At 60.7% G+C, this 18584-nt stretch carries 20 protein-coding genes and 1 pseudogene; 11 read left to right on the forward strand and 10 right to left on the reverse strand.

All coding sequences use genetic code 11. From position 1 onward, the window contains the following. Nucleotides 1-39: 39 nt before the first annotated feature. The 3 genes from AACY52_RS13350 (at nt 40) to cfaB (ending at nt 2933) form a co-directional block, all read left to right on the forward strand. Nucleotides 40-885 carry a DUF692 domain-containing protein gene (locus AACY52_RS13350; protein WP_339418592.1) on the forward strand — a complete coding sequence of 282 codons (846 nt, stop codon included), beginning with the start codon at nt 40-42 and terminating at the stop codon, nt 883-885. Continuing rightward, nucleotides 876-1664 (forward strand): DNA-binding domain-containing protein, encoded by a 789-nt coding sequence (locus AACY52_RS13355; protein WP_339418594.1) that lies wholly within the window; start codon nt 876-878, stop codon nt 1662-1664. The genes AACY52_RS13350 and AACY52_RS13355 overlap by 10 nt, the downstream gene beginning before the upstream one ends. 87 nt (nt 1665-1751) lie before the next feature. Continuing rightward, complete coding sequence (cfaB, locus tag AACY52_RS13360; protein WP_339418595.1) at nt 1752-2933, forward strand: C17 cyclopropane fatty acid synthase CfaB; 1182 nt, start codon at nt 1752-1754, stop codon at nt 2931-2933. Between the two features lie 36 nt (nt 2934-2969). Here the strand turns inward: cfaB and cls are convergent, their stop codons facing one another. Then, nucleotides 2970-4409: a cardiolipin synthase gene (cls, locus tag AACY52_RS13365; RefSeq protein ID WP_339418596.1), complete on the reverse strand. Its 1440-nt coding sequence runs from the start codon at nt 4407-4409 to the stop codon at nt 2970-2972. Between the two features lie 130 nt (nt 4410-4539). Here cls and AACY52_RS13370 point away from each other — a divergent pair, with 130 nt between their 5' ends. After that, on the forward strand, nt 4540-5061 hold the full coding sequence (locus AACY52_RS13370; protein WP_339418598.1) for a DUF3617 domain-containing protein: 522 nt from the start codon (nt 4540-4542) through the stop codon (nt 5059-5061). Here AACY52_RS13370 and AACY52_RS13375 read toward each other — a convergent pair. Genes AACY52_RS13375 through folE2 form a run of 6 tightly spaced genes read right to left on the reverse strand, consistent with a single transcriptional unit; the run spans nt 5058 to nt 10267 of the window. After that, nucleotides 5058-6395: a dihydroorotase gene (locus AACY52_RS13375; RefSeq protein WP_339560549.1), complete on the reverse strand. Its 1338-nt coding sequence runs from the start codon at nt 6393-6395 to the stop codon at nt 5058-5060. The genes AACY52_RS13370 and AACY52_RS13375 overlap by 4 nt on opposite strands. 3 nt (nt 6396-6398) lie before the next feature. Beyond that, nucleotides 6399-6959, reverse strand: a complete 561-nt coding sequence (locus tag AACY52_RS13380) for a DapH/DapD/GlmU-related protein (RefSeq protein WP_339418602.1) — start codon at nt 6957-6959, stop codon at nt 6399-6401. Next, nucleotides 6956-7834 carry a metal ABC transporter substrate-binding protein gene (locus AACY52_RS13385; RefSeq protein WP_339418603.1) on the reverse strand — a complete coding sequence of 293 codons (879 nt, stop codon included), beginning with the start codon at nt 7832-7834 and terminating at the stop codon, nt 6956-6958. The genes AACY52_RS13380 and AACY52_RS13385 overlap by 4 nt, the downstream gene beginning before the upstream one ends. An 11-nt stretch (nt 7835-7845) precedes the next feature. Then, nucleotides 7846-8712: a metal ABC transporter permease gene (locus tag AACY52_RS13390; protein ID WP_339418604.1), complete on the reverse strand. Its 867-nt coding sequence runs from the start codon at nt 8710-8712 to the stop codon at nt 7846-7848. After that, entirely contained in the window at nt 8712-9380 is a 669-nt protein-coding gene (locus AACY52_RS13395) for an ATP-binding cassette domain-containing protein (protein ID WP_339418606.1), read from the reverse strand. The genes AACY52_RS13390 and AACY52_RS13395 overlap by 1 nt, the downstream gene beginning before the upstream one ends. Continuing rightward, nucleotides 9377-10267, reverse strand: coding sequence for a GTP cyclohydrolase FolE2 (gene folE2 / locus AACY52_RS13400; RefSeq protein WP_339418608.1), 891 nt, complete (start codon nt 10265-10267; stop codon nt 9377-9379). Before folE2 ends, AACY52_RS13395 begins: the two co-directional genes overlap by 4 nt. A 127-nt stretch (nt 10268-10394) precedes the next feature. Here folE2 and AACY52_RS13405 point away from each other — a divergent pair, with 127 nt between their 5' ends. After that, the gene (locus AACY52_RS13405) at nt 10395-11597 is read left to right on the forward strand and encodes an N-acetylmuramoyl-L-alanine amidase (RefSeq protein ID WP_339418610.1); all 1203 of its coding nucleotides are present in this window, start codon (nt 10395-10397) and stop codon (nt 11595-11597) included. On the opposite strand, the gene AACY52_RS13410 is transcribed toward AACY52_RS13405, so the two are convergent. After that, a complete protein-coding gene (locus AACY52_RS13410) occupies nt 11594-11962 on the reverse strand; it encodes a glutamine synthetase (RefSeq protein WP_339427711.1) in 369 nt (122 codons plus the stop codon). The two genes, AACY52_RS13405 and AACY52_RS13410, sit on opposite strands and share 4 nt — an antisense overlap. Before the next feature lie 142 nt (nt 11963-12104). Between AACY52_RS13410 and zigA the strand changes: the two genes are divergently transcribed. From zigA to AACY52_RS13425, 3 genes are read left to right on the forward strand one after another with little or no spacing between them, the layout of a single operon-like run. Then, nucleotides 12105-13313, forward strand: coding sequence for a zinc metallochaperone GTPase ZigA (gene zigA / locus AACY52_RS13415; RefSeq protein ID WP_339436617.1), 1209 nt, complete (start codon nt 12105-12107; stop codon nt 13311-13313). Then, nucleotides 13313-13957 (forward strand): DUF1826 domain-containing protein, encoded by a 645-nt coding sequence (locus AACY52_RS13420; protein WP_339418614.1) that lies wholly within the window; start codon nt 13313-13315, stop codon nt 13955-13957. The genes zigA and AACY52_RS13420 overlap by 1 nt, the downstream gene beginning before the upstream one ends. Nucleotides 13958-14001: 44 nt before the next feature. Then, nucleotides 14002-14964 (forward strand): CobW-like GTP-binding protein, encoded by a 963-nt coding sequence (locus AACY52_RS13425; protein WP_339427760.1) that lies wholly within the window; start codon nt 14002-14004, stop codon nt 14962-14964. Here AACY52_RS13425 and AACY52_RS13430 read toward each other — a convergent pair. Further along, the gene (locus tag AACY52_RS13430) at nt 14958-15353 is read right to left on the reverse strand and encodes a DUF3301 domain-containing protein (protein ID WP_339418616.1); all 396 of its coding nucleotides are present in this window, start codon (nt 15351-15353) and stop codon (nt 14958-14960) included. The genes AACY52_RS13425 and AACY52_RS13430 overlap by 7 nt on opposite strands. A 116-nt stretch (nt 15354-15469) precedes the next feature. Between AACY52_RS13430 and pdxY the strand changes: the two genes are divergently transcribed. After that, the gene (gene pdxY, locus AACY52_RS13435) at nt 15470-16342 is read left to right on the forward strand and encodes a pyridoxal kinase PdxY (protein WP_339418618.1); all 873 of its coding nucleotides are present in this window, start codon (nt 15470-15472) and stop codon (nt 16340-16342) included. Nucleotides 16343-16424: 82 nt separating this feature from the next. Next, on the forward strand, nt 16425-17453 hold the full coding sequence (locus tag AACY52_RS13440; protein WP_339427709.1) for a hypothetical protein: 1029 nt from the start codon (nt 16425-16427) through the stop codon (nt 17451-17453). 36 nt (nt 17454-17489) lie between these two features. Here AACY52_RS13440 and AACY52_RS13445 read toward each other — a convergent pair whose 3' ends face one another. After that, on the reverse strand, nt 17490-17975 hold the full coding sequence (locus AACY52_RS13445; RefSeq protein WP_339418621.1) for an acyl-CoA thioesterase: 486 nt from the start codon (nt 17973-17975) through the stop codon (nt 17490-17492). Nucleotides 17976-18144: 169 nt separating this feature from the next. Here AACY52_RS13445 and AACY52_RS13450 point away from each other — a divergent pair. Then, nucleotides 18145-18576 (forward strand): annotated as a pseudogene (locus tag AACY52_RS13450) (cation/H(+) antiporter); the annotation flags it as partial. Nucleotides 18577-18584 lie beyond the last annotated feature (8 nt).

Below are 18584 nucleotides of genomic sequence, written 5' to 3' on the forward strand. Positions count from 1 at the left end.
GTTTACCGTCCGCTGCGGACACTCTCCCAGGAGTGTCTTATGCCTACCCCCCTTGCGAGCCTCGGTTACGGCCTGGGTTTACGCAGTGAGTACTACCCGCAGATCCTTGAACAATCGCCGCCCGTGGATTGGTTTGAAGTGATCTCCGAGAATTATCTGGTCCAGGGCGGTAAAGCCTTGTACTACCTGGATGCGATAGCCGAGCGCTATCCCCTGGTGATGCACGGCGTGTCCTTGTCCATCGGCGGGCCCCATGCCCTCGATACCGATTACCTGAAGCAAATCAAACAGCTCGCCGAGCGCATCCAGCCGGCATGGATTTCCGATCACCTGTGCTGGAGCCGCGGCAGCGCCCACCAGTTGCATGACCTGCTGCCGCTGCCTTACACCGAAGAAAGCCTCTACCACGTAGCTGCCCGCGTGCGCCAAGTGCAGGACGTGTTGCAACGCCCTCTGGTGCTAGAAAATGTCTCCAGTTATGTGCGCTCCAAAGCCGACGAATTCACCGAGTGGGAATTCCTCAACGCGTTGGCTCACTTGTCGGGGTGCCAGTTGTTGCTGGACGTCAACAATGTGTATGTCAGCTCGCGCAATCATGGCTTCGACGCTTGGACGTTTATTCGCAACCTGCCACCTGGGAGTATCCGCCAGCTGCACCTGGCGGGGCATATGGACTACGGCGACTACGTGGTCGACACCCATGACCATCCTGTGTGTGACCCGGTGTGGGCGCTTTATCAACAAACGCTTGAACACCTGGGGCCTGTGTCGACGCTACTGGAGCGCGACGACCATTTCCCACCCTTTGAAGAGCTGCTCATCGAATTGAGCAAGGCCCGTGAGTTGGGCGCTAAGGCCCTGGCCAGGAGGCATTTATGCGCCTGACCGATTGGCAGTTGGCCTTCGAACAGCACCTGTTAGCCGACACACCGAACGCCAGCAGTGGCTTCGCCGCGACCTTGATGGGCGGGCCGACGCTGGATGTAGAGACGGGCCTGGCGATTTACCACAACGCCTATATCGCGCGGCTGCAGGAAGTTTTGCGGCATGATTTCCGCGCTATCCATTATTGGTTGGGCGATGATGAATTCGCCTCGCTGACCCAGGCCTATGTGCGCCGTTACCCATCGGCCCATTACAGCCTGCGCTGGCTGGGTCAGCGTTTCCCGGCGTTTATCCTTGAGCATTTGGTGGCGGAGCAAAGTGCGCCGCTGGCGGAACTGGCGCGGTTGGAGTGGGCGTTTACCCTGGCCTTTGATGCACCGCAGGGCGAACGGCTGACGCTGAACGATATGGCGTTGTTGCCACCTGAAGAATGGCCGGTGCTGCAGATCACGCTGGCGCCATCGGTGCAGCAGGTGCTGTGTCATTTCAATAGCGTAGCGATCTGGCGCGCCAGCAAGGACGAGTCGGATTTCCCCGACAGCCAGCCGTTGAGCCCGCCACAGATCTGCCTGGTGTGGCGCCATCAGAATATTTGCCATTACCGTAGCTTGGAACCCGAAGAAGCCTGTGCCTTGGCGGGAATGGCGACCACTGGCTGGAACTTCGCCGAACTGTGCGCAGCGTTGGCAGTCAGTTACGCAGAGGGTGCACCGTTGCAGGCCATCACGTGGCTTAAACAATGGGTTCAGGACGGCTTGCTCGAGCGCCGGGCCTTATAGGCGAGCGCTATCAAATCGATAGCCTCCTACTTTGTCTTCGGATGGTCTACCCTCAAGCCAGACGTCTGAAACACGGGGGGACTACTCATGCTCGCGCAACTTCCACCGGCCTTACAGAATCTTCAGCTACCGCTGCGTCTGCGACTCTGGGATGGCCATGAATTCAACTTGGGCCCCGAGCCCAGCGTGACCATCGTGGTGAAGGACCCCGCGGTTGTCAGCCAATTGACCCATCCCACGCTCAACTCATTGGGCGAAGCCTTTATCGAAGGCAAGCTGGAGCTGGAAGGCTCTATTGGCGAAGTGATCCGGGTGTGTGATGAACTGAGTCACGCGCTGGTGCACGACGATGAACCCCGTCCGGTGCGCTCGATTCACGATAAGGCCACTGACGCAGCCGCTATTTCCTACCATTACGACCTGTCCAACGCGTTCTACCAGCTTTGGCTGGACCAGGACATGGCGTACTCCTGCGGGTATTTCGAAACCGGCAGCGAATCCATCGACCAGGCTCAACAAGACAAATTTCGCCACTTGTGCCGCAAATTGCGGTTGCAGGCCGGCGAGTACTTGCTGGACGTCGGTTGTGGCTGGGGCGGCCTGGCGCGTTTTGCCGCGCGGGAGTTCGGGGTCAAGGTGTTCGGCATCTCCTTGAGTAAAGAGCAGTTGGCACTGGCCCGCGAGCGGGTGAAAGCCGAGGGCCTGGACGATCAGGTGGACCTGCAACTGCTCGACTACCGCGACCTGCCGCAAGACGGTCGTTTCGACAAGGTGGTCAGCGTGGGCATGTTTGAACACGTCGGCCACGCCAATCTGGCGGAGTACTGCAAGACGTTGTACGGCGCCGTGCGTGAAGGCGGCCTGGTGATGAACCACGGCATTACCGCCAAGCACACCGACGGTCGCCCTGTGGGCCGCGGCGCGGGGGAGTTTATCGAGCGTTATGTGTTCCCCAACGGCGAACTGCCGCACCTGGCGATGATGACCGCCGAAATCAGTGAAGTCGGGCTGGAAGTGGTCGACGTCGAAAGCCTGCGCCTGCACTACGCCCGCACGCTGGACCATTGGAGCGAGCGCCTGGAAGACAACTTGGAGGCAGCGGCGAAAAGGGTGCCGGAGCAAGTGCTGCGCATTTGGCGGTTGTACCTGGCGGGTTGCGCGTATGCGTTTGCGCGAGGCTGGATCAACCTGCACCAGATTCTGGCGGTGAAACCCCATGCTGATGGCAGTCACGAACTGCCGTGGACGCGGGAAGATGTCTATCGCTGATCTACCGGGACGTTAGCGATCCAAATGTGTTGGCCTTTAGAGGATGGGTGAGATCAGCCGCGCGACCCGCATGCCCAGTTGTTGAAGACGGCGTGTCTCGCGGCTTTCTTCCTGGCTGACCTCATGGGCCAGCGCGAAATCGTCCAGCAGCATGTGCTCGACTTGTTTAGCGAACGCTTCGTCGACCGTCAGCAGCATCACTTCGAAATTTAGCCGGAACGAGCGGTTGTCCATGTTGGCGCTGCCGATGGCGCTGATTTCGCTGTCCACCAGCACCACCTTCTGATGCAGAAAACCTGGCGTGTAGCGGAATACGCGCACCCCGGCGCGCACGGCTTCGAACGCATAAAGGCTGGACGCGGCGTAAACGATGCGGTGATCGGGCCGTGACGGCAGCAACAGGCGCACATCTACACCACGCAGAACCGCCAAGCGCAGGGCGGCGAATACCGCCTCATCGGGCACAAAATACGGGCTGGTGATCCACACGCGTTGGGTGGCTGCATGAATGGCTTCTACGAAAAACAGTGAGCAGGTTTCGTAAGGGTCGGCGGGGCCGCTGGCGAGCAATTGGCAAAGCACGCCATCCTCGGGGTAGGCGTCCGGCAGAATCAATGGCGGAAGTTCCCGCGCGGCCCAGAACCAGTCTTCGGCAAACGACTCCTGCAAGCACGCCACCACCGGGCCGGTGACCTGCACATGCGTATCGCGCCACGGCGCCAGCGGCGGTTTTTTGCCCAGGTACTCATCGCCGACGTTATGCCCGCCGATAAACCCGGTGATGCCGTCCACCACCACGATCTTGCGATGGTTACGGAAGTTGACTTGGAAGCGGTTGAGCCAGCCGCTGCGCGTAGCGAATGCTTTGATATGCACGCCGGCTTCACGCAGTGAATGCACATAGCGATGAGGCAGGGCGTGGCTGCCGATACGGTCGTACAGCACGTAAATGGCTACGCCTTGAGCGGCTTTTTCCTTCAACAAGATGTGCAATTGGCGGCCCAGTTCGTCGTCATGAATAATGAAAAACTGGAACAGCACGGCGGTTTTCGCGCTTCGGATGGCTTCAAAAATCGCGCTGAAGGTCGCGTCGCCGTTCACCAGCAGACGTACCTCATTGTTGGCCAGGCACGGCATGCGGCCCAGCTTGGGCATGGCGCGCAGCGAGGCGTAGGCGCTGGAGTGACGCGCAGCAAGGGCCTCCTCGACCCACGGGCGCCAGTTCAGTGCGGTGATTGCCTTGTGCATTTCCTGGTTGGCCTGGCGACGCGCCTGGATGTAAGCATCGAACGTGCTGCGACCAAAGATCAGGTAGGGGATCAGCGTGAGGTAAGGCATGAACATCAGCGACAAGGCCCAGGCGATTGAGCCTTGGGCGGTCCTGACGGTCAGCACCGCATGAATCGCGGCGAGGGTCCCGAGAAAGTGCAGCGTGGCAATGAAGTAGGCAAGCAGGTGCGGGCCAAAGAAATCCATGGACGACGGTACTCCAGGCAATCCAGTGCCTAACAGACCATGTCTGGTCACGAATGTCGCTATTTTATTTGCCGTGCAACACTGGCGCTTTTGCGGCGTCTAACGCCCACAATTGCCCAGGAGTTACCCGATGAATGCTCGTCTGCTAGGTTTGGCCATGGTTGTTGGTTTGTCGCTGCCCGTGGCAGCGCAGGCGCAGATGCTGGCGCCGGGCTTGTGGGAATTGACCACCAGCAATATGAAAGTCGATAACCAGGACCTGCCGGACTTGTCGCTGATCCTCGGTCAACTCAAGCAACAGATGACCCCCGAACAGCGTGCCATGCTCGAAAAACAAGGCATCAACATGGCCGGCAAAGGTGTGCAGGTGTGCCTTACACCGGCACAGGTCGCCTCCGATTCCATCCCCCTGACCGACCCGCAATCGGGCTGCAAACAGGAAGTGACCGACAAGACCGGCAACCAGTGGAAATTCCGCTTCAGTTGCCCGAAAGCCCAGGGCACGGGCGTGGCGACGTTCCAGAGCCAGAAGGAATTCACCACCACCGTCAACGGCACCTTCAACGCCACTGGGATCCAGCAGAAGGGCAGCCTGGACAGCCATGCCCAGTGGTTGGGTAACGATTGCGGTACAGTCAAGCCTCGCGCTTAACGCAGAAAATGCAGGGGTAAACCCTGACAGCTATCGACCACTTGGCCGTTGTGCCAGGCCAGGTGGCCGGATACCAGGGTGGTGCTGACGCTGTGGCGAAAGCTGCGTTCGGCGAAGGGCGTCCAACCGCAGCGGGCCAGGATCGGCTGGCTGCTGACGGGCTTTCCCTCGGGCTCGGGTTTGATCAGTACCAGGTCGGCCCAATAGCCTTCGCGTAAATAACCCCGGTCCGGGATGGCAAACAGGTCGGCGACGCGGTGGCTGGTCTTCGCTACCAGGGTGGTGATGGGCAGCAGCCCGTCCGCCACCAACTCCAGTAATGCCGGCAACGCGTGCTGCACCAACGGCAGCCCTGACGGCGCTTCGCGATACCCCATCTGTTTTTGCGCCCAGGTATGCGGCGCGTGGTCGCTGCCGATCACATCCAGCCGGTTGCTCAACAAGGCCAAGCGCAAGGCATCGCGGTCGGCGCGGGTCTTGATCGCCGGGTTGCATTTGATCTGGTGGCCGAGGCGGTGATAGTCGCGGTCATCGAACAGCAGGTGATGCAGGCAGACTTCGGCGGTGATGCGTTTTTCGGCCAGAGGCTTGTCTTCGAATAGCGCCAACTCGCGGGCGCTGGTCAGATGCAATACGTGCAGGCGGGTGCCATAACGCTTGGCCAGTTCCACCGCAAAAGATGAGGAACGATAGCACGCCTCGGCATCGCGGATCAGCGGGTGCGCCACGGCTGGGATGTGCTCGCCGAAGCGTTCGTGCAGGCGCAGTTCGTTGGCCTGGATGCTCGGCGTGTGCTCGCAATGGGCCAACAGAATGGTCGGCACTTCGGCGAACAGGCGTTCCAGGATGCGTGGATCGTCCACCAACATGTTGCCGGTCGAGGCGCCCATGAACACTTTGACCCCGGCCACCTCCCGCGGGTCGAGCGCGGCGACGGTGTCGAGGTTGTCGTTGCTCACGCCGAAGTGAAAGCCATAGTTGGCCACCGAGTGCAGTGCGGCGCGGCGTTTTTTATCGGCCAGGGCTTCCAGGTTCAGGGTGGCCGGATGGGTGTTGGGCATGTCCATGAAGCTGGTGATGCCACCGGCCACCGCGGCGCGGGATTCACTGTAGAAACTGCCTTTGTCCGGTGCCCCGGGGTCGCGAAAGTGCACTTGGTCATCAATCATGCCGGGCAGCAGCCATTGGCCTTGTGCGTCGATGGCCACGGTCGCGTTGCAGCCTTCGATGCTGCTGGCGATCTTCTCGATGCGACCATTGGCAACCCATACATCGGCGTCGAATGCCTCGCCTTCATTCACCAGGCGGGCGTTGCGGAGCAGCAGGCGGCTCATGGTTCAGAACTCGTTTTGCAGGGCTTTGTAGCCGCGCACCAGATCGACATTGGTGCGTGCCACGTCTTCGGAGAACTCCGAGGCACTGACGCTCACCGGCGGGAATTGCGACAGGTCGGTATTGGGTCCGATGCGGGTGGTGGAGGGCACGTAGAACGCGGCGGGCAAGTCGCGCCCGTCGACCACCGAGTTGTGGCGCACCACGCAGCCGTCACCCAAGGCGCAGTTGAACAGCACGCTGTTGAAACCGATGAACACGCGGTCGCCAACGCTGCACGGGCCGTGGACGATGGAGCGGTGGGCGATGGAAGTAAATTCTCCGATCGTCACCGCCGCGCCGGACTTGGAATGGATGACCACGCCGTCCTGGATGTTGGAGTTGGCACCGATGGTGATCGGGTCCATGGTGCCGCTGGCGTCGACTTCGTCGGCACGGATCACGGCGTAGGGGCCGACGAAGACGTTCTCGCCAATGATGACTTTGCCGCAGATGATCGCAGTTTTGTCGACGTAGGCGGATTCGGCAATCACGGGCAGATCGCCCGACGGGTTCTTGCGGATCATGGCTTGCCCAACGCGGCGCACAGGGTGTTGAGGTTGTATTCGAACAGTCCTGTGAAGGTGCTGGCCGGGCCTTCCGCGGCGAGGGCGTCGGAGTACAACGTGCCGCCGATCTGCGCGCCGCTTTCATCAGCGATCTGCTTGAGCAGGCGCGAATCCTTGATGTTTTCCATGAACACGGCTTTGACTTTGTCTTTGCGGATCTGAGTGATCAGCGCAGCCACTTCGGCAGCGGACGGCTCACGTTCGGTGGACAGGCCTTGGGGGGCGAGGAACTCGATACCGTAAGCCTGGCCCAGGTAACCGAAGGCGTCGTGGGAGGTGACGATGCGGCGGTTGCCGGGTGGCAGCGCGCCGAACTTGGTCTTGGCCTCGGCGAGCAGGCGGTGGATTTCTTTCAGGTAGGTTTGGCTGTTGCGCTGATAGTCGGCCTTGTTGACGGGGTCGGCAGCGATCAGCGCCTTGGTGATGTTGTTCACGTAGATTTCGGCATTGGCCAGGTTATGCCAGGCGTGTGGGTCGGGAATGGTTTCGCCGTCTTCATCCATGGTGTGGGAGATCACGCCTTTGCTGGCAGTGACCACGGTGGCTTTGGTTTCGGTGCTGGTTACCAGGCGGTCCAGCCAAGGCTCGAAGCCGAGGCCGTTCTTGATGATGACTCTGGCCTTGAGCAGCGCTTTGGCATCGTCCGGCGTTGGCTCGTAGGTATGGGCGTCGGCGTCGGGGCCGACCATATTGCTGATCTGGATGTGATCGCCACCGATCTGGTGAGTGATGTCATCGAGGATGCTGAAGCTGGTGACCACCTGAAGCTTGTCTGCGGCCTGAGCCGTCGATAAGGACAAGACGAGACTGAACAGCACGAGTAGAGCGCGCATCGGGAAACACCTCATTGGGATGACAGCAAGGGCGGGCGGCGCAGCAAGCCGTGCACCGGACCGAAGACAACGGACAGCAGATACCCTGCACCCGCCACCAGCACGATGGCCGGGCCGCTGGGTAACGAGTAGTAGAACGACAGCAACAAACCCAGCCACACCGACACGCATCCCAGCACTGCCGATACTGCGATCAACACGGGCAGGCGCCGGCTCCAGAAACGTGAAGCGATGGCCGGCAACATCATCAGGCCCACCACCATCAAGGCGCCGATGGCCTGGAAGCCGATCACGAGGTTCAGCACCACCAGGGTCAGGAACAGCCCGTGAGCCAGTGGGCCGAGGCGACTGACGGTTTGCAGGAACAGTGGGTCGAGGGTGTCCAGCAGCAGCGGCTTATAGATCACAGCCATGGCGATCAGGCTGAAACCCGTGACCCAGAGCATGCCAGTGAGGGTGGTTTGGTCCACGGCCAAGGCGGAGCCGAACAGCAGGTGCAGCAGGTCCAGGCGCTTGCCGGCGATGCCGAGGATCAGCACGCCGGTGGCGAGCGAGATGGGGTAGATGGCAGCGAGGCTGGCGTCTTCGCGCAGGCCTGTGCGACGTGTGATCCAGGCGGACAGGCCAGCCATGCTAAGGCCTGCACCGAGGCCACCGATGGTCAAGGCGGGCAGGCTGAGCCCGGCAAACCAGAAACCCAGCGCGGCGCCGGGCAGAATGCCGTGGGCGACGGCGTCACCGATCAGGCTCATGCGCCGCAGGATCAAAAACACGCCCAACGGTGCGGTGCTGCAGGCGAGTACCAGGCCGCCAATCAAGGCGCGACGCATGAAGACGAAGTCGACGAAGGGCATCCACAGGTGGGCGGCGAAATGCATCAGGCCACCTGCATCTGAGGTTGCGGGCGGATCAGCTCTTTGCTCGGGCCAAACACGCAGCCGGTGCTTTTGATTTGCACCACTTGCTGGGTGTGCTGGCGCACGGACGCAAGGTCATGGCAGACGACGATCAGCGTGCGGCCTTGCGCTTGCCAGGCGTGGATGTGTTTCCAGCACAGCGCCTGGCCTTCTTCGTCGAGGGCGGCGTGAGGCTCGTCGAGCAACAACACGGGCGATTCGGCCAGGCTCATACGGGCGAGCAGGGCGCGCTGCAATTCGCCCCCGGACAAGGCCATCAACGGGCGGTGCTCCAGGCCGCTGAGGCACCAGTCTTGCAATACCGCCTCAAGGCGCTGGCTACGTTGTGGCGGGGAGAGTTGAGTGCCCCAGAAACCGGCGGCGACCAATTCTTGAAGGCTGATGGGGAATTGGCGGTCGAGTTGTTGCTGCTGGGGTAGGAACGACAGGCCGCCACGGCGTGGAACGTCCACGCTGACTTTGCCCGCCAGAGGTTTTTGCAGGCCGGCGATGACCTTGAGCAGGCTGCTTTTACCGGTGCCGTTGGCCCCGATGATGCCGGTTAGGCTGCCTTTTTCCAGGGTGAGGTTTATGGCGGGTGTCAGCGGTTGGCCTGGGGCGCCCCAGCGCAAAGCGGTGCAGGTGATCATGCAGGGTTTCTCGTCCAGCGGCTTTCAGCCACGGCATCGTGCGCGTGCAGGCTTTCGGCGTGGATCACTTTCAGGTGGAAGGCTTTGACGGCATCCGAGCGTTTCAAGGCGAGGTTCACGCGGCGGGCGGCGTCTTCGCAGAACATCAGGTTCTGCCCATTGGCCAGGGCGAAGGCTTGTTCGTCCGCACGTTTTACAGCGGTTTGTACGGCGGTGCCGAGGGCGGCTTCGACCTTATCGATTAACTCTGTAATAGGTAATTGCTCGCCTTGCAGTTGGACATGCAATTGCGCATTGCTGCGCTGACTGTGGGGCGTGGCGACGATGCCGTTGGCGCTGCCTAGCCAGCTCAACACGTCGTCGTGCCGCAACGGGGTGTTGCCGAAGTCTTCGACAAATTGCTGCTGAATCAATTGCCTGGCGAGGGCAGCAGAGCAGGGGCAGGTTGAGGAATAAATAACGTCAATTTTTAGTTCCACGTGGAACATCTGGTTTTCAAGACGCGCTTCGATACTGATCGGGTAGCGCTTCCATCCGGCCAAGGGGCTGACCAAGGCGGCGCGTTTCAGCAGCAAATCCGTGTGGATACGCAGGTAGGCGTTCTTAGATAAACCTTCATGACTGTCGAGAAATCGCTGCAGTACATTACGCAGATGTGCGGGCGTAAGGGACTGCTGGTCGAGCATTTCCAGCGCCAGGTACAGGCGTGACATATGAATGCCACGGGCGCTGCCATCGTCCAGGCTCACGCCAGCGTCGGCGGTGGCCGTCAGGTGCTGGCCGTTGATCAGGATCGGCAACGCGATGCCGCACATGCCCACCCAATCGAGTGGCAAGGCTTGGCGTGAAGCCTGCGCGGCGATATCCGGCAGAGTCAGCGCATTCATGAGCAGGTCCATCGTTGGAAATAAAAAGACATGTTATATTATAACTATTGAGTCGACGATGATTTTTCTGCTCCTGCCTTTTTTCAGTCATGTCGAGTAGGGACGCTCCTTTATTTGCGGTATTCGTATGCACAGACGTCAGCTCTTGAACCTGCTCTTGGCCAGCCCTCTTTTCACTCTGCCGTTTACGGCCCACGCCACGCAGATACGCAACGCCCGCTTGTGGCGCTCGGACGACAAGCTTCGGCTGGTGTTCGACCTCAGCGGCCCGGTGCAATACAAGACGTTTACCCTGAGCGCACCGGAGCGTTTGATCATCGACCTGAGCGGCGCCGGGCTCAGTGGTGATTTCACTCAGTTGGCGTTGAAGGACAGCGGGATCACCTCAATCCGCTCCGGGCATTTCGGCAAAAGCGATACGCGCATCGTGCTGGACCTGGCGTCGCCGATGCAGCTCAACAGCTTTCTATTGCCACCCCAGGACGGCCAGGGCCATCGCCTGGTACTGGACCTGACCAGCGCCACCCAGGCGCCTCGACAAATCGCCGCCGAACCTGCGCCGTTAGTGGATAAGGCGCACCCCAAGCGCGACATCATCGTGGTGGTCGACCCCGGCCACGGTGGCAAGGACCCAGGCGCCGTCGGCTCCAAAGGCCAGCGCGAGAAAGACGTGGTGCTGTCCATTGCCCAGTTGTTGGCCAAACGTTTGAAGCGTGAAAAGGGCTTTGACGTGAAGTTGGTGCGCAACGACGACTTCTTCGTACCGCTGCGCAAGCGCGTGGAAATCGCCCACAAGCACAATGCCGATATGTTCATCTCAGTGCATGCGGATGCGGCGCCGCGGATCACCGCGTCAGGCGCGTCGGTGTATGCCCTATCCGAAGGTGGCGCCACTTCAGCCACGGCGCGATTCATGGCGCAACGAGAAAACGGCGCAGATTTGCTCGGGGCCACCCGCCTGCTGAACCTGAAGGACAAGGACCCCATGCTGGCTGGGGTGATTCTGGACATGTCGATGAATGCCACGATCGCCTCCAGCTTGCAGCTGGGCAGTTCGATTTTGGGCAGCTTGGAAGGCATCACCAGCCTGCATCAGAAGCGCGTGGAACAGGCTGGGTTTGCGGTGCTCAAGTCACCGGACGTGCCGTCGGTCCTGGTGGAAACCGGGTTTATCTCCAATGCACGGGACAGTGCGCGCCTGGTTACCGTGCGCCACCAACAGGCGGTTGCGGAGGGGCTGTTTGAAGGCCTGAAAAAGTATTTCCAGAAGAACCCACCGATGAACAGCTACATGGCGTGGGTGCAGGAGCAGAAGAACGGTCAGGTCTAACAGCCGGTCATGCGGCTGCAGGTGAATTTGGCGCTGGCGCCGCCCGAACTGGAAAACCGGTTGAGGGTGGTCCAGCCCACGCGCCGCGTGTAGCCGACCCATGCCTCACCGTCCGATGCCAGCCCGGTAAAGAACGTCAGTTGCCCGTAACGGCTGTTGGTCTGAGCCCAATAGCGTTTGCCGATCACCTCGTACCCGCGCAAGTACGTGGTGCTGCCGACTGTCGCTACGCTGTAGGCGTTACCCAATGGGTCGACGCAGGCCAGCAGGTTGGCGCTGCGCGTGCAGTTGGCCAGCAGACTCGGCGCTTGGGCGCAGGCAGTTCCTGCCGCCACCGATAACAGGGCGCACACCCAGTATTTCATCGGGATTCTCAAGGTTGGGGAAGTGTTCAAGCATTGCGCCCTTCGTCGTGGCAAGCAAGACGGCATTGGCTTATTTGTGTTGTTATACTATAACATAAAAGCACAGCCTGGCTTTACCGGGCGGCCTGATGAGAAAGTCCTGATGCCCAATCGTCTCCCCGTTACTGTGTTGTCCGGCTTTCTCGGCGCCGGTAAAAGCACGCTGCTCAACTACGTCCTGCGCAACCGTGAGAACCTGCGGGTGGCGGTGATCGTCAACGACATGAGCGAAATCAACATCGACGGCAGCGAAGTCCAGCGCGACGTCACGCTCAACCGCGCCGAAGAAAAGCTGGTGGAAATGAGCAACGGCTGCATCTGCTGCACCTTGCGGGAAGACTTGCTGGAAGAAGTCGGAAAGCTCGCCAAGGAAGGTCGGTTCGATTACCTGCTAATCGAATCCACCGGCATCTCCGAACCCTTGCCCGTGGCCGAAACCTTCACTTTTCGTGATGAAAACGAACAAAGCCTGGCCGACATCGCGCGCCTGGACACCCTGGTTACCGTGGTCGACGGGATGAACTTCCTGCTCGACTATCAGGCTGCTGAAAGCCTGGCCTCACGCGGCGAAACCCTCGGTGAAGAAGACGAACGCTCCATCACCGACCTGCTGATCGAGCAGATCGAATTCGCCGACGTGATCCTCATCAGCAAGATCGACCTGATCAGCAGCCGCGAACGCGAAGAGTTGATAGCGATCCTCGAGCGCCTTAATGCCCAGGCGGAAATCATCCCGATGGTCATGGGCGAAGTGCCGTTGCATAAGGTCCTCAACACTGGGCGTTTCGACTTTGAACGCGCCGCCCAAGCCCCCGGCTGGTTGCAGGAACTGCGCGGTGACCACGTGCCGGAAACCGAAGAGTACGGCATCGCGTCCACCGCCTACCGTGCCCGCCGCCCCTTTCATCCGCAGCGTTTTTTCGACTTTATCGACCGGCCCTGGGTTAACGGCAAACTGCTGCGCTCCAAGGGCTTTTTCTGGCTGGCCAGCAAGCATCAGGACGCGGGCAGTTGGTCCCAGGCCGGCGGCTTGATGCGCCATGGTTTTGCCGGCCGCTGGTGGCGCTTTGTGCCGAAAAGCCAGTGGCCGCAGGACGAAGAAAGCGTCGCGGCGATCATGGGTAACTGGCAACCGAGCACCGGCGATTGTCGCCAGGAACTGGTGTTTATCGGGCAAAACATTGATTTCGCCCTGATGCGCGCCGAGTTGGACGCCTGCCTGCTCAACGATGAAGAAATGGCCGTGGGCGTCGAAGGTTGGCGCCTGCTGGCCGATCCTTTTGGCCCCTGGTATGAGGAGGCTGCCGCCTGATGCTGGCCCCGGTGATTCCCCTGCGCCCCGTAATTCGCCAGGCCTTTGGTGAAACGCCGCTGGCGCTCTCTGACATTCTCGAAGACGGCGTGAACCTGGCGTTGTGGCAGCGCCAGTTGCCGCTGCACATCGCTGAGTTCGGCGCCTTGCTGGTGGCGCTCAATGAGCCGTTGGCCGATTCCATGGTCATTGAGCTCAACAACGAAGACGCCGTGCCCAACGTGCAGGGCTTGGCGTCCAGTTGCCGCGATCTTGAAGGCTATGAAGGCTTTGTCGCCGATGTATCGTGGCTGGTCAGCGCGTTTGCCTGCTTGCTGGGTGCCAAGCGCATTGGTGTGCGGCTGCGACTGTTGGACAAGGCCATGTGCCCGCGTTTTCACGTCGATCATGTGCCTGTGCGGTTGATCACCACCTATGCCGGCATCGGCAGCCAGTGGTTGCGCGAAGGCGTGATGGACCGTCGCAAGCTGAGCCAACCGGACGCGGAGCCCAGCGAGCGTATCGAACAGATCCACTGCGGCGAAGTCGCCCTGCTCAAGGGCACCAAATGGCATGGCAACGAAGGCCACGGTTTGATTCACCGCTCGCCAGCCCTCAAAGCCGATGAACGCCGCTTGATCCTGACACTGGATTGGCTCGCATAACCGCGTAGGATCAAACGCTCTACACGGTCCGAACGATGCCCCTCATGCTCCAGAACATTCCTACCCACGTGATTGCCGGGGCCCTGGGCGTCGGCAAGACCAGCCTTATCAAGCACCTGCTCGCCCAGCGCCCGGCACACGAGCGCTGGGCCGTGCTGATCAATGAGTTCGGGCAGATCGGCCTGGACGCCGCCTTGCTCACTCAGGATGACGACGGCATTGCCCTGGGCGAAGTCGCCGGAGGCTGTCTGTGCTGTGTGAATGGAGCCCCGTTTCAGGTAGGGCTTGGTCGCTTGTTGCGCAAGGCCAAGCCTGATCGGCTGTTTATCGAACCGTCGGGCCTGGGCCATCCGGCGCAATTGCTCAAGCAGTTGCGCGCAGCGCCGTGGCAGGAGGTGCTGGCCGTTCAGCCTTGCGTGATGGTGTTGGATGCGCAGGCCTTGGCGGCAGGCAAACCCTTACCGCCAGCGCAACAGGAAGCGCTGGCCCGTGCAGGCCTGCTGGTACTGAACAAGGATGAAGCGCTGGACGCCGCACAGCGCCAGGCGATTGAGCGGTTGTTACCGGAATGTCCGCTTTACTGGACGCGCCAGGCCCGGCTGCCTCTGGAGCAATTGCCTGGCCTGCACGAACACGCGAGCAGCGCTGTGGATAACTTAGAAGTGCCAAAAGGCCTGGCGCAAATGCCGGCCATCTGGAGCGATCCTACGTTGCCGATTTGCCTCAGCCAAGCCCAAGAGGGCGGCTGGAGTATCGGCTGGCGCTGGCACCCGAGCCAGCAATTCGATGCGCAGCGCCTGTATCAATGGCTCACACACCTTGAATGGCGCCGCGCCAAGCTGGTTATCCACAGCACAGAAGGTTGGGTTAGCGCCAACGCTGTGGATAACAGCCCGCTCGTCTGGCAACCCAGTGAGTGGCGTCGTGATTCGCGGGTCGAGTTGATTTTCAGCGAGCCACAGGACTTGGCCGCGTTGCAGGCTGCATTAGCGGCCTGCCGTTACTGACGGTTCTTGGTGCCGTGGTCCTGGCGCCACTGGCTCAGCTCGATCACCTCGGCGCTAGGCAGCGGCGTCTTGATCTCGAACGGGTAGGGCGCGAGTTCGATATGTGCACTGTGGGCGCCAAATTGGGTAATCGTCCCAGGATGGCGGGTTTCGCCGGTCACGGTGAACTCGAAATTGTAGATACGTGCCAGGCGCCGTCGACCGTTGGCATCCTTCACAAAACCGATGCGCTTGAGCGCCACCGCGCCGTCCAATAGTTCGATGTCGAGCTTGGCGCAATGCTGCTTGACCCGCTCCAGCGCCCGTTCGCGCAAGCCGTGGTTGTGCCACACCCAGGCGGCGCCGGTCGCCAGCAGCATCAACACGAAGATGTTTCCCAGGGTCAGCATGCGATGAACTCCAACAAAGTGAGAGCAGCTTAACTGTGTCGCCGGTCTGTCGTATAGGCCGTGTTTAGTCGCATACTGCGCGCCCAGAATTTCAACGGCTTGACGGAATCCCCTGCATGAAACGCACACCTCATCTGCTTGCGATCCAGTCCCATGTGGTCTTTGGCCACGCCGGAAACAGCGCCGCCGTGTTCCCCATGCAGCGGGTTGGGGTGAACGTCTGGCCATTGAACACGGTGCAGTTCTCTAACCATACGCAGTATGGCCAGTGGGCGGGCGAAGTGTTGGCGCCGCAGCAGATTCCGGCGCTGGTGGAAGGCATCGCCGCGATCGGCGAGCTTGGCAACTGCGACGCCGTGCTGTCCGGCTACCTCGGCAGTGCGGACCAGGGCAGGGCGATCCTCACCGGCGTGGCGCGCATCAAGGCCCTCAACCCCAAAGCCCTGTATTTGTGCGACCCGGTGATGGGCCACCCGGAGAAAGGCTGCATTGTGCCCCAGGAAGTCAGCGATTTCCTGTTGGACGAAGCCGCGGCCATGGCTGACTTCCTGTGCCCCAACCAGCTGGAGCTGGACAGCTTTGCCGGGCGCAAGCCGCAATCGTTGTTCGATTGCCTGGCCATGGCCAAAGCGTTGCTGGCGCGCGGGCCGAAGGCAGTATTGGTCAAGCATTTGGATTACCCCGGCAAACTGCCGGATGGTTTCGAAATGCTGCTGGTGACCGCCGAAGGCTGCTGGCACCTGCGCCGACCGCTGCTGGCGTTTGCGCGTCAGCCAGTGGGCGTTGGCGATTTGACCTCGGGGCTATTCCTGGCGCGCGTTTTGTTGGGCGATAGCCTCCTGGCCGCCTTTGAGTTCACCGCCGCAGCGGTGCATGAAGTGCTGCTGGAGACCCAGGCTTGCGCCAGTTACGAGCTGGAGCTGGTGCGCGCCCAGGATCGTATCGCCCATCCTCGGGTGCGTTTTGAAGCCACGGCCATCGGCCTGTAGGATCATTCCTGATTGAGCCAGGCAAAGGGCGTCCGTTAATATCGGACGCTTCTTCATCCCCTGTGTTTTTCAAGGAAGAACCATGTCTCCCTTATTCCCTTCGCTGCGGGCGCTAACCGCCCTGGTGCTGATGTCGCTGCTGGCCGGTTGCAGTGTGAACGGCACTTACCCTGACGCCACCGAGCCTGATGCCGCCAAGCTGCGTTTCATCTCTAATACGTCCAATACCACCATCGACGTCTACGACGCTCAGCACTGTATGGGCCAGACCACTGGCATGCTGAATAATATTTTCCTGGTCGATACCCGGCGGCGTGTCGACATGTCCGTCCCCCCGCCAGCCAAGGCCAGGGGGTTGCTGGAGTTCAAGCTGGCGCCTGGCAAAGAGACGATGTTGATGATTAATACCAATGGGGGTAGCTACGTTTGCGGCAAAGCACTGAGCATCACGCCAAAGGCAGGGGAAGAGTATGAAGTGACCTTTGACATGGCGCGGGGGGTTTGCACGACTTCGTTGCAGCGCCTGGCCCGATCTAATGGCAAGGACGTGCGCATTCCACAGCCGATATTCGAGAACGGCATGCCATCGTGCGCAGGCAAAAGCCCGATATTCGGTAAGGTTATCCCCGTCACGCCACACCGTACCGCGTTGATCAACGCGATCGTTGAAACCCATATGCAGCTCATCACGTTGATGGAGCCAGACACAGCGCAGCGCCCGCAAGCCACCGAAGAGGCGATCGCCGAGCGCAAGGCGAAATTTGGCCAATTCACTCCACCCGAGGCCTATTGGGCTGAGTACCGTCAGAACTATGCACGGGTGAATCAGGAGTTGGCCGGCCGCAAGGCGCGGACTCTTGAGCTTTATGAGAGGGTTTACCGCATGCGGCTGAGCGGCACCGAAGATGCCATTCTGGAGCAGTGGCAAAACCCGACAGACGCCGCCGTGGTCGAGCGCGTCAAGGCGAACGACAAGTTGATGGCGCAGTACTATCAGAACACCAGCAAAGCGGTGATGGTAGACATCGTTAACCATCACATTGAGCGCATGAGCCAGTTGGATCAGCGATTTGATGTGTGCGCCCACTACGATCAGTGCTGGCGGTTGTAGGGGCGGGGTTTGTTCGCCCCTACAAGGGAAAAGGGCTTATAGGGCGTCCGCCTTGATTTCCTGGTAGCGCTTTTCCAGCTCCTGGCGGATCTGGCGGCGCTGCTGGGCTTGCACGAACCGGCGTTTGTCTTCGCTGTTGTGCGGTTGCAGCGGCGGTACGGTGGCCGGTTTGCGCTGGTCGTCCACGGCCACCATGGTGAAGAAGCAGCTGTTGGTATGGCGCACCGAGCGCTCGCGGATATTCTCGGTCACCACCTTGATGCCCACCTCCATCGAGGTGTTGCCGGTGTAGTTGACCGACGCGAGGAACGTCACCAGTTCGCCGACATGGATCGGCTCGCGGAAAATCACCTGGTCGACCGACAACGTGACGACATAGCGGCCGGCATAACGGCTCGCGCAGGCGTAGGCGACTTCGTCGAGGTATTTGAGCAGGGTACCGCCGTGGACATTGCCTGAGAAGTTGGCCATGTCAGGGGTCATCAATACCGTCATCGACAGCTGGGCGTTTCCGGGTTCCATAGCACACTCACGGGTTGTAGGCATTGGTTGGGGGGGCACCTCTGCAGGTGCTGGAATCTTTGCAGCGCCATCCCTAACGGGACGCCGGTGGGCGGCTTGCCGTCACGCTTCTACCGATCTGTTTCCATATCTTGCGCCGGCTTTCTGCCGGAAGTCGCGGTGTTAACCCGCGGCGGTCATGCCCAAGCGCATGAGCCGAGTGTTCGGCATGTATGGCGAATGGCTGCGCAGCATTCAGCCATAGGGCGAGGGCGCGATGCTGGTGTCGCTGCTCTTCCTGATCGCGGCGTACCGCAAGCTCAAGGCGCTGTCGATGCTGCTGGCGGAGATGAGCGTGAAGCCGGAAATGGCCGGGCGGCATACTCAGCGCGTGCGGCGGGTGATTGCGGAGCTGCTCCCAATCCTCTCGCTGCTGGTGATTTTCCTGCTATTGGCAGCCTTGTCGGCCAGTATCCTGCCGACCAACAAGTTGCTGGTGCTGATCGCCGTGGTCACGGCAGCGGTGGCGGCCGTGCTCTGGCGGTGGTTCATCCGCGTGCATACGCGGATGCAGGTCGCATTGCTGGAGACGCTGGATAATCACAAGGATACGCCAGAGCACTCACACCG

It is taken from the genome of Pseudomonas sp. EA_65y_Pfl1_P113 (genome assembly GCF_963970525.1).
Classification (GTDB): Bacteria; Pseudomonadota; Gammaproteobacteria; order Pseudomonadales; family Pseudomonadaceae; genus Aquipseudomonas; species Aquipseudomonas tritici.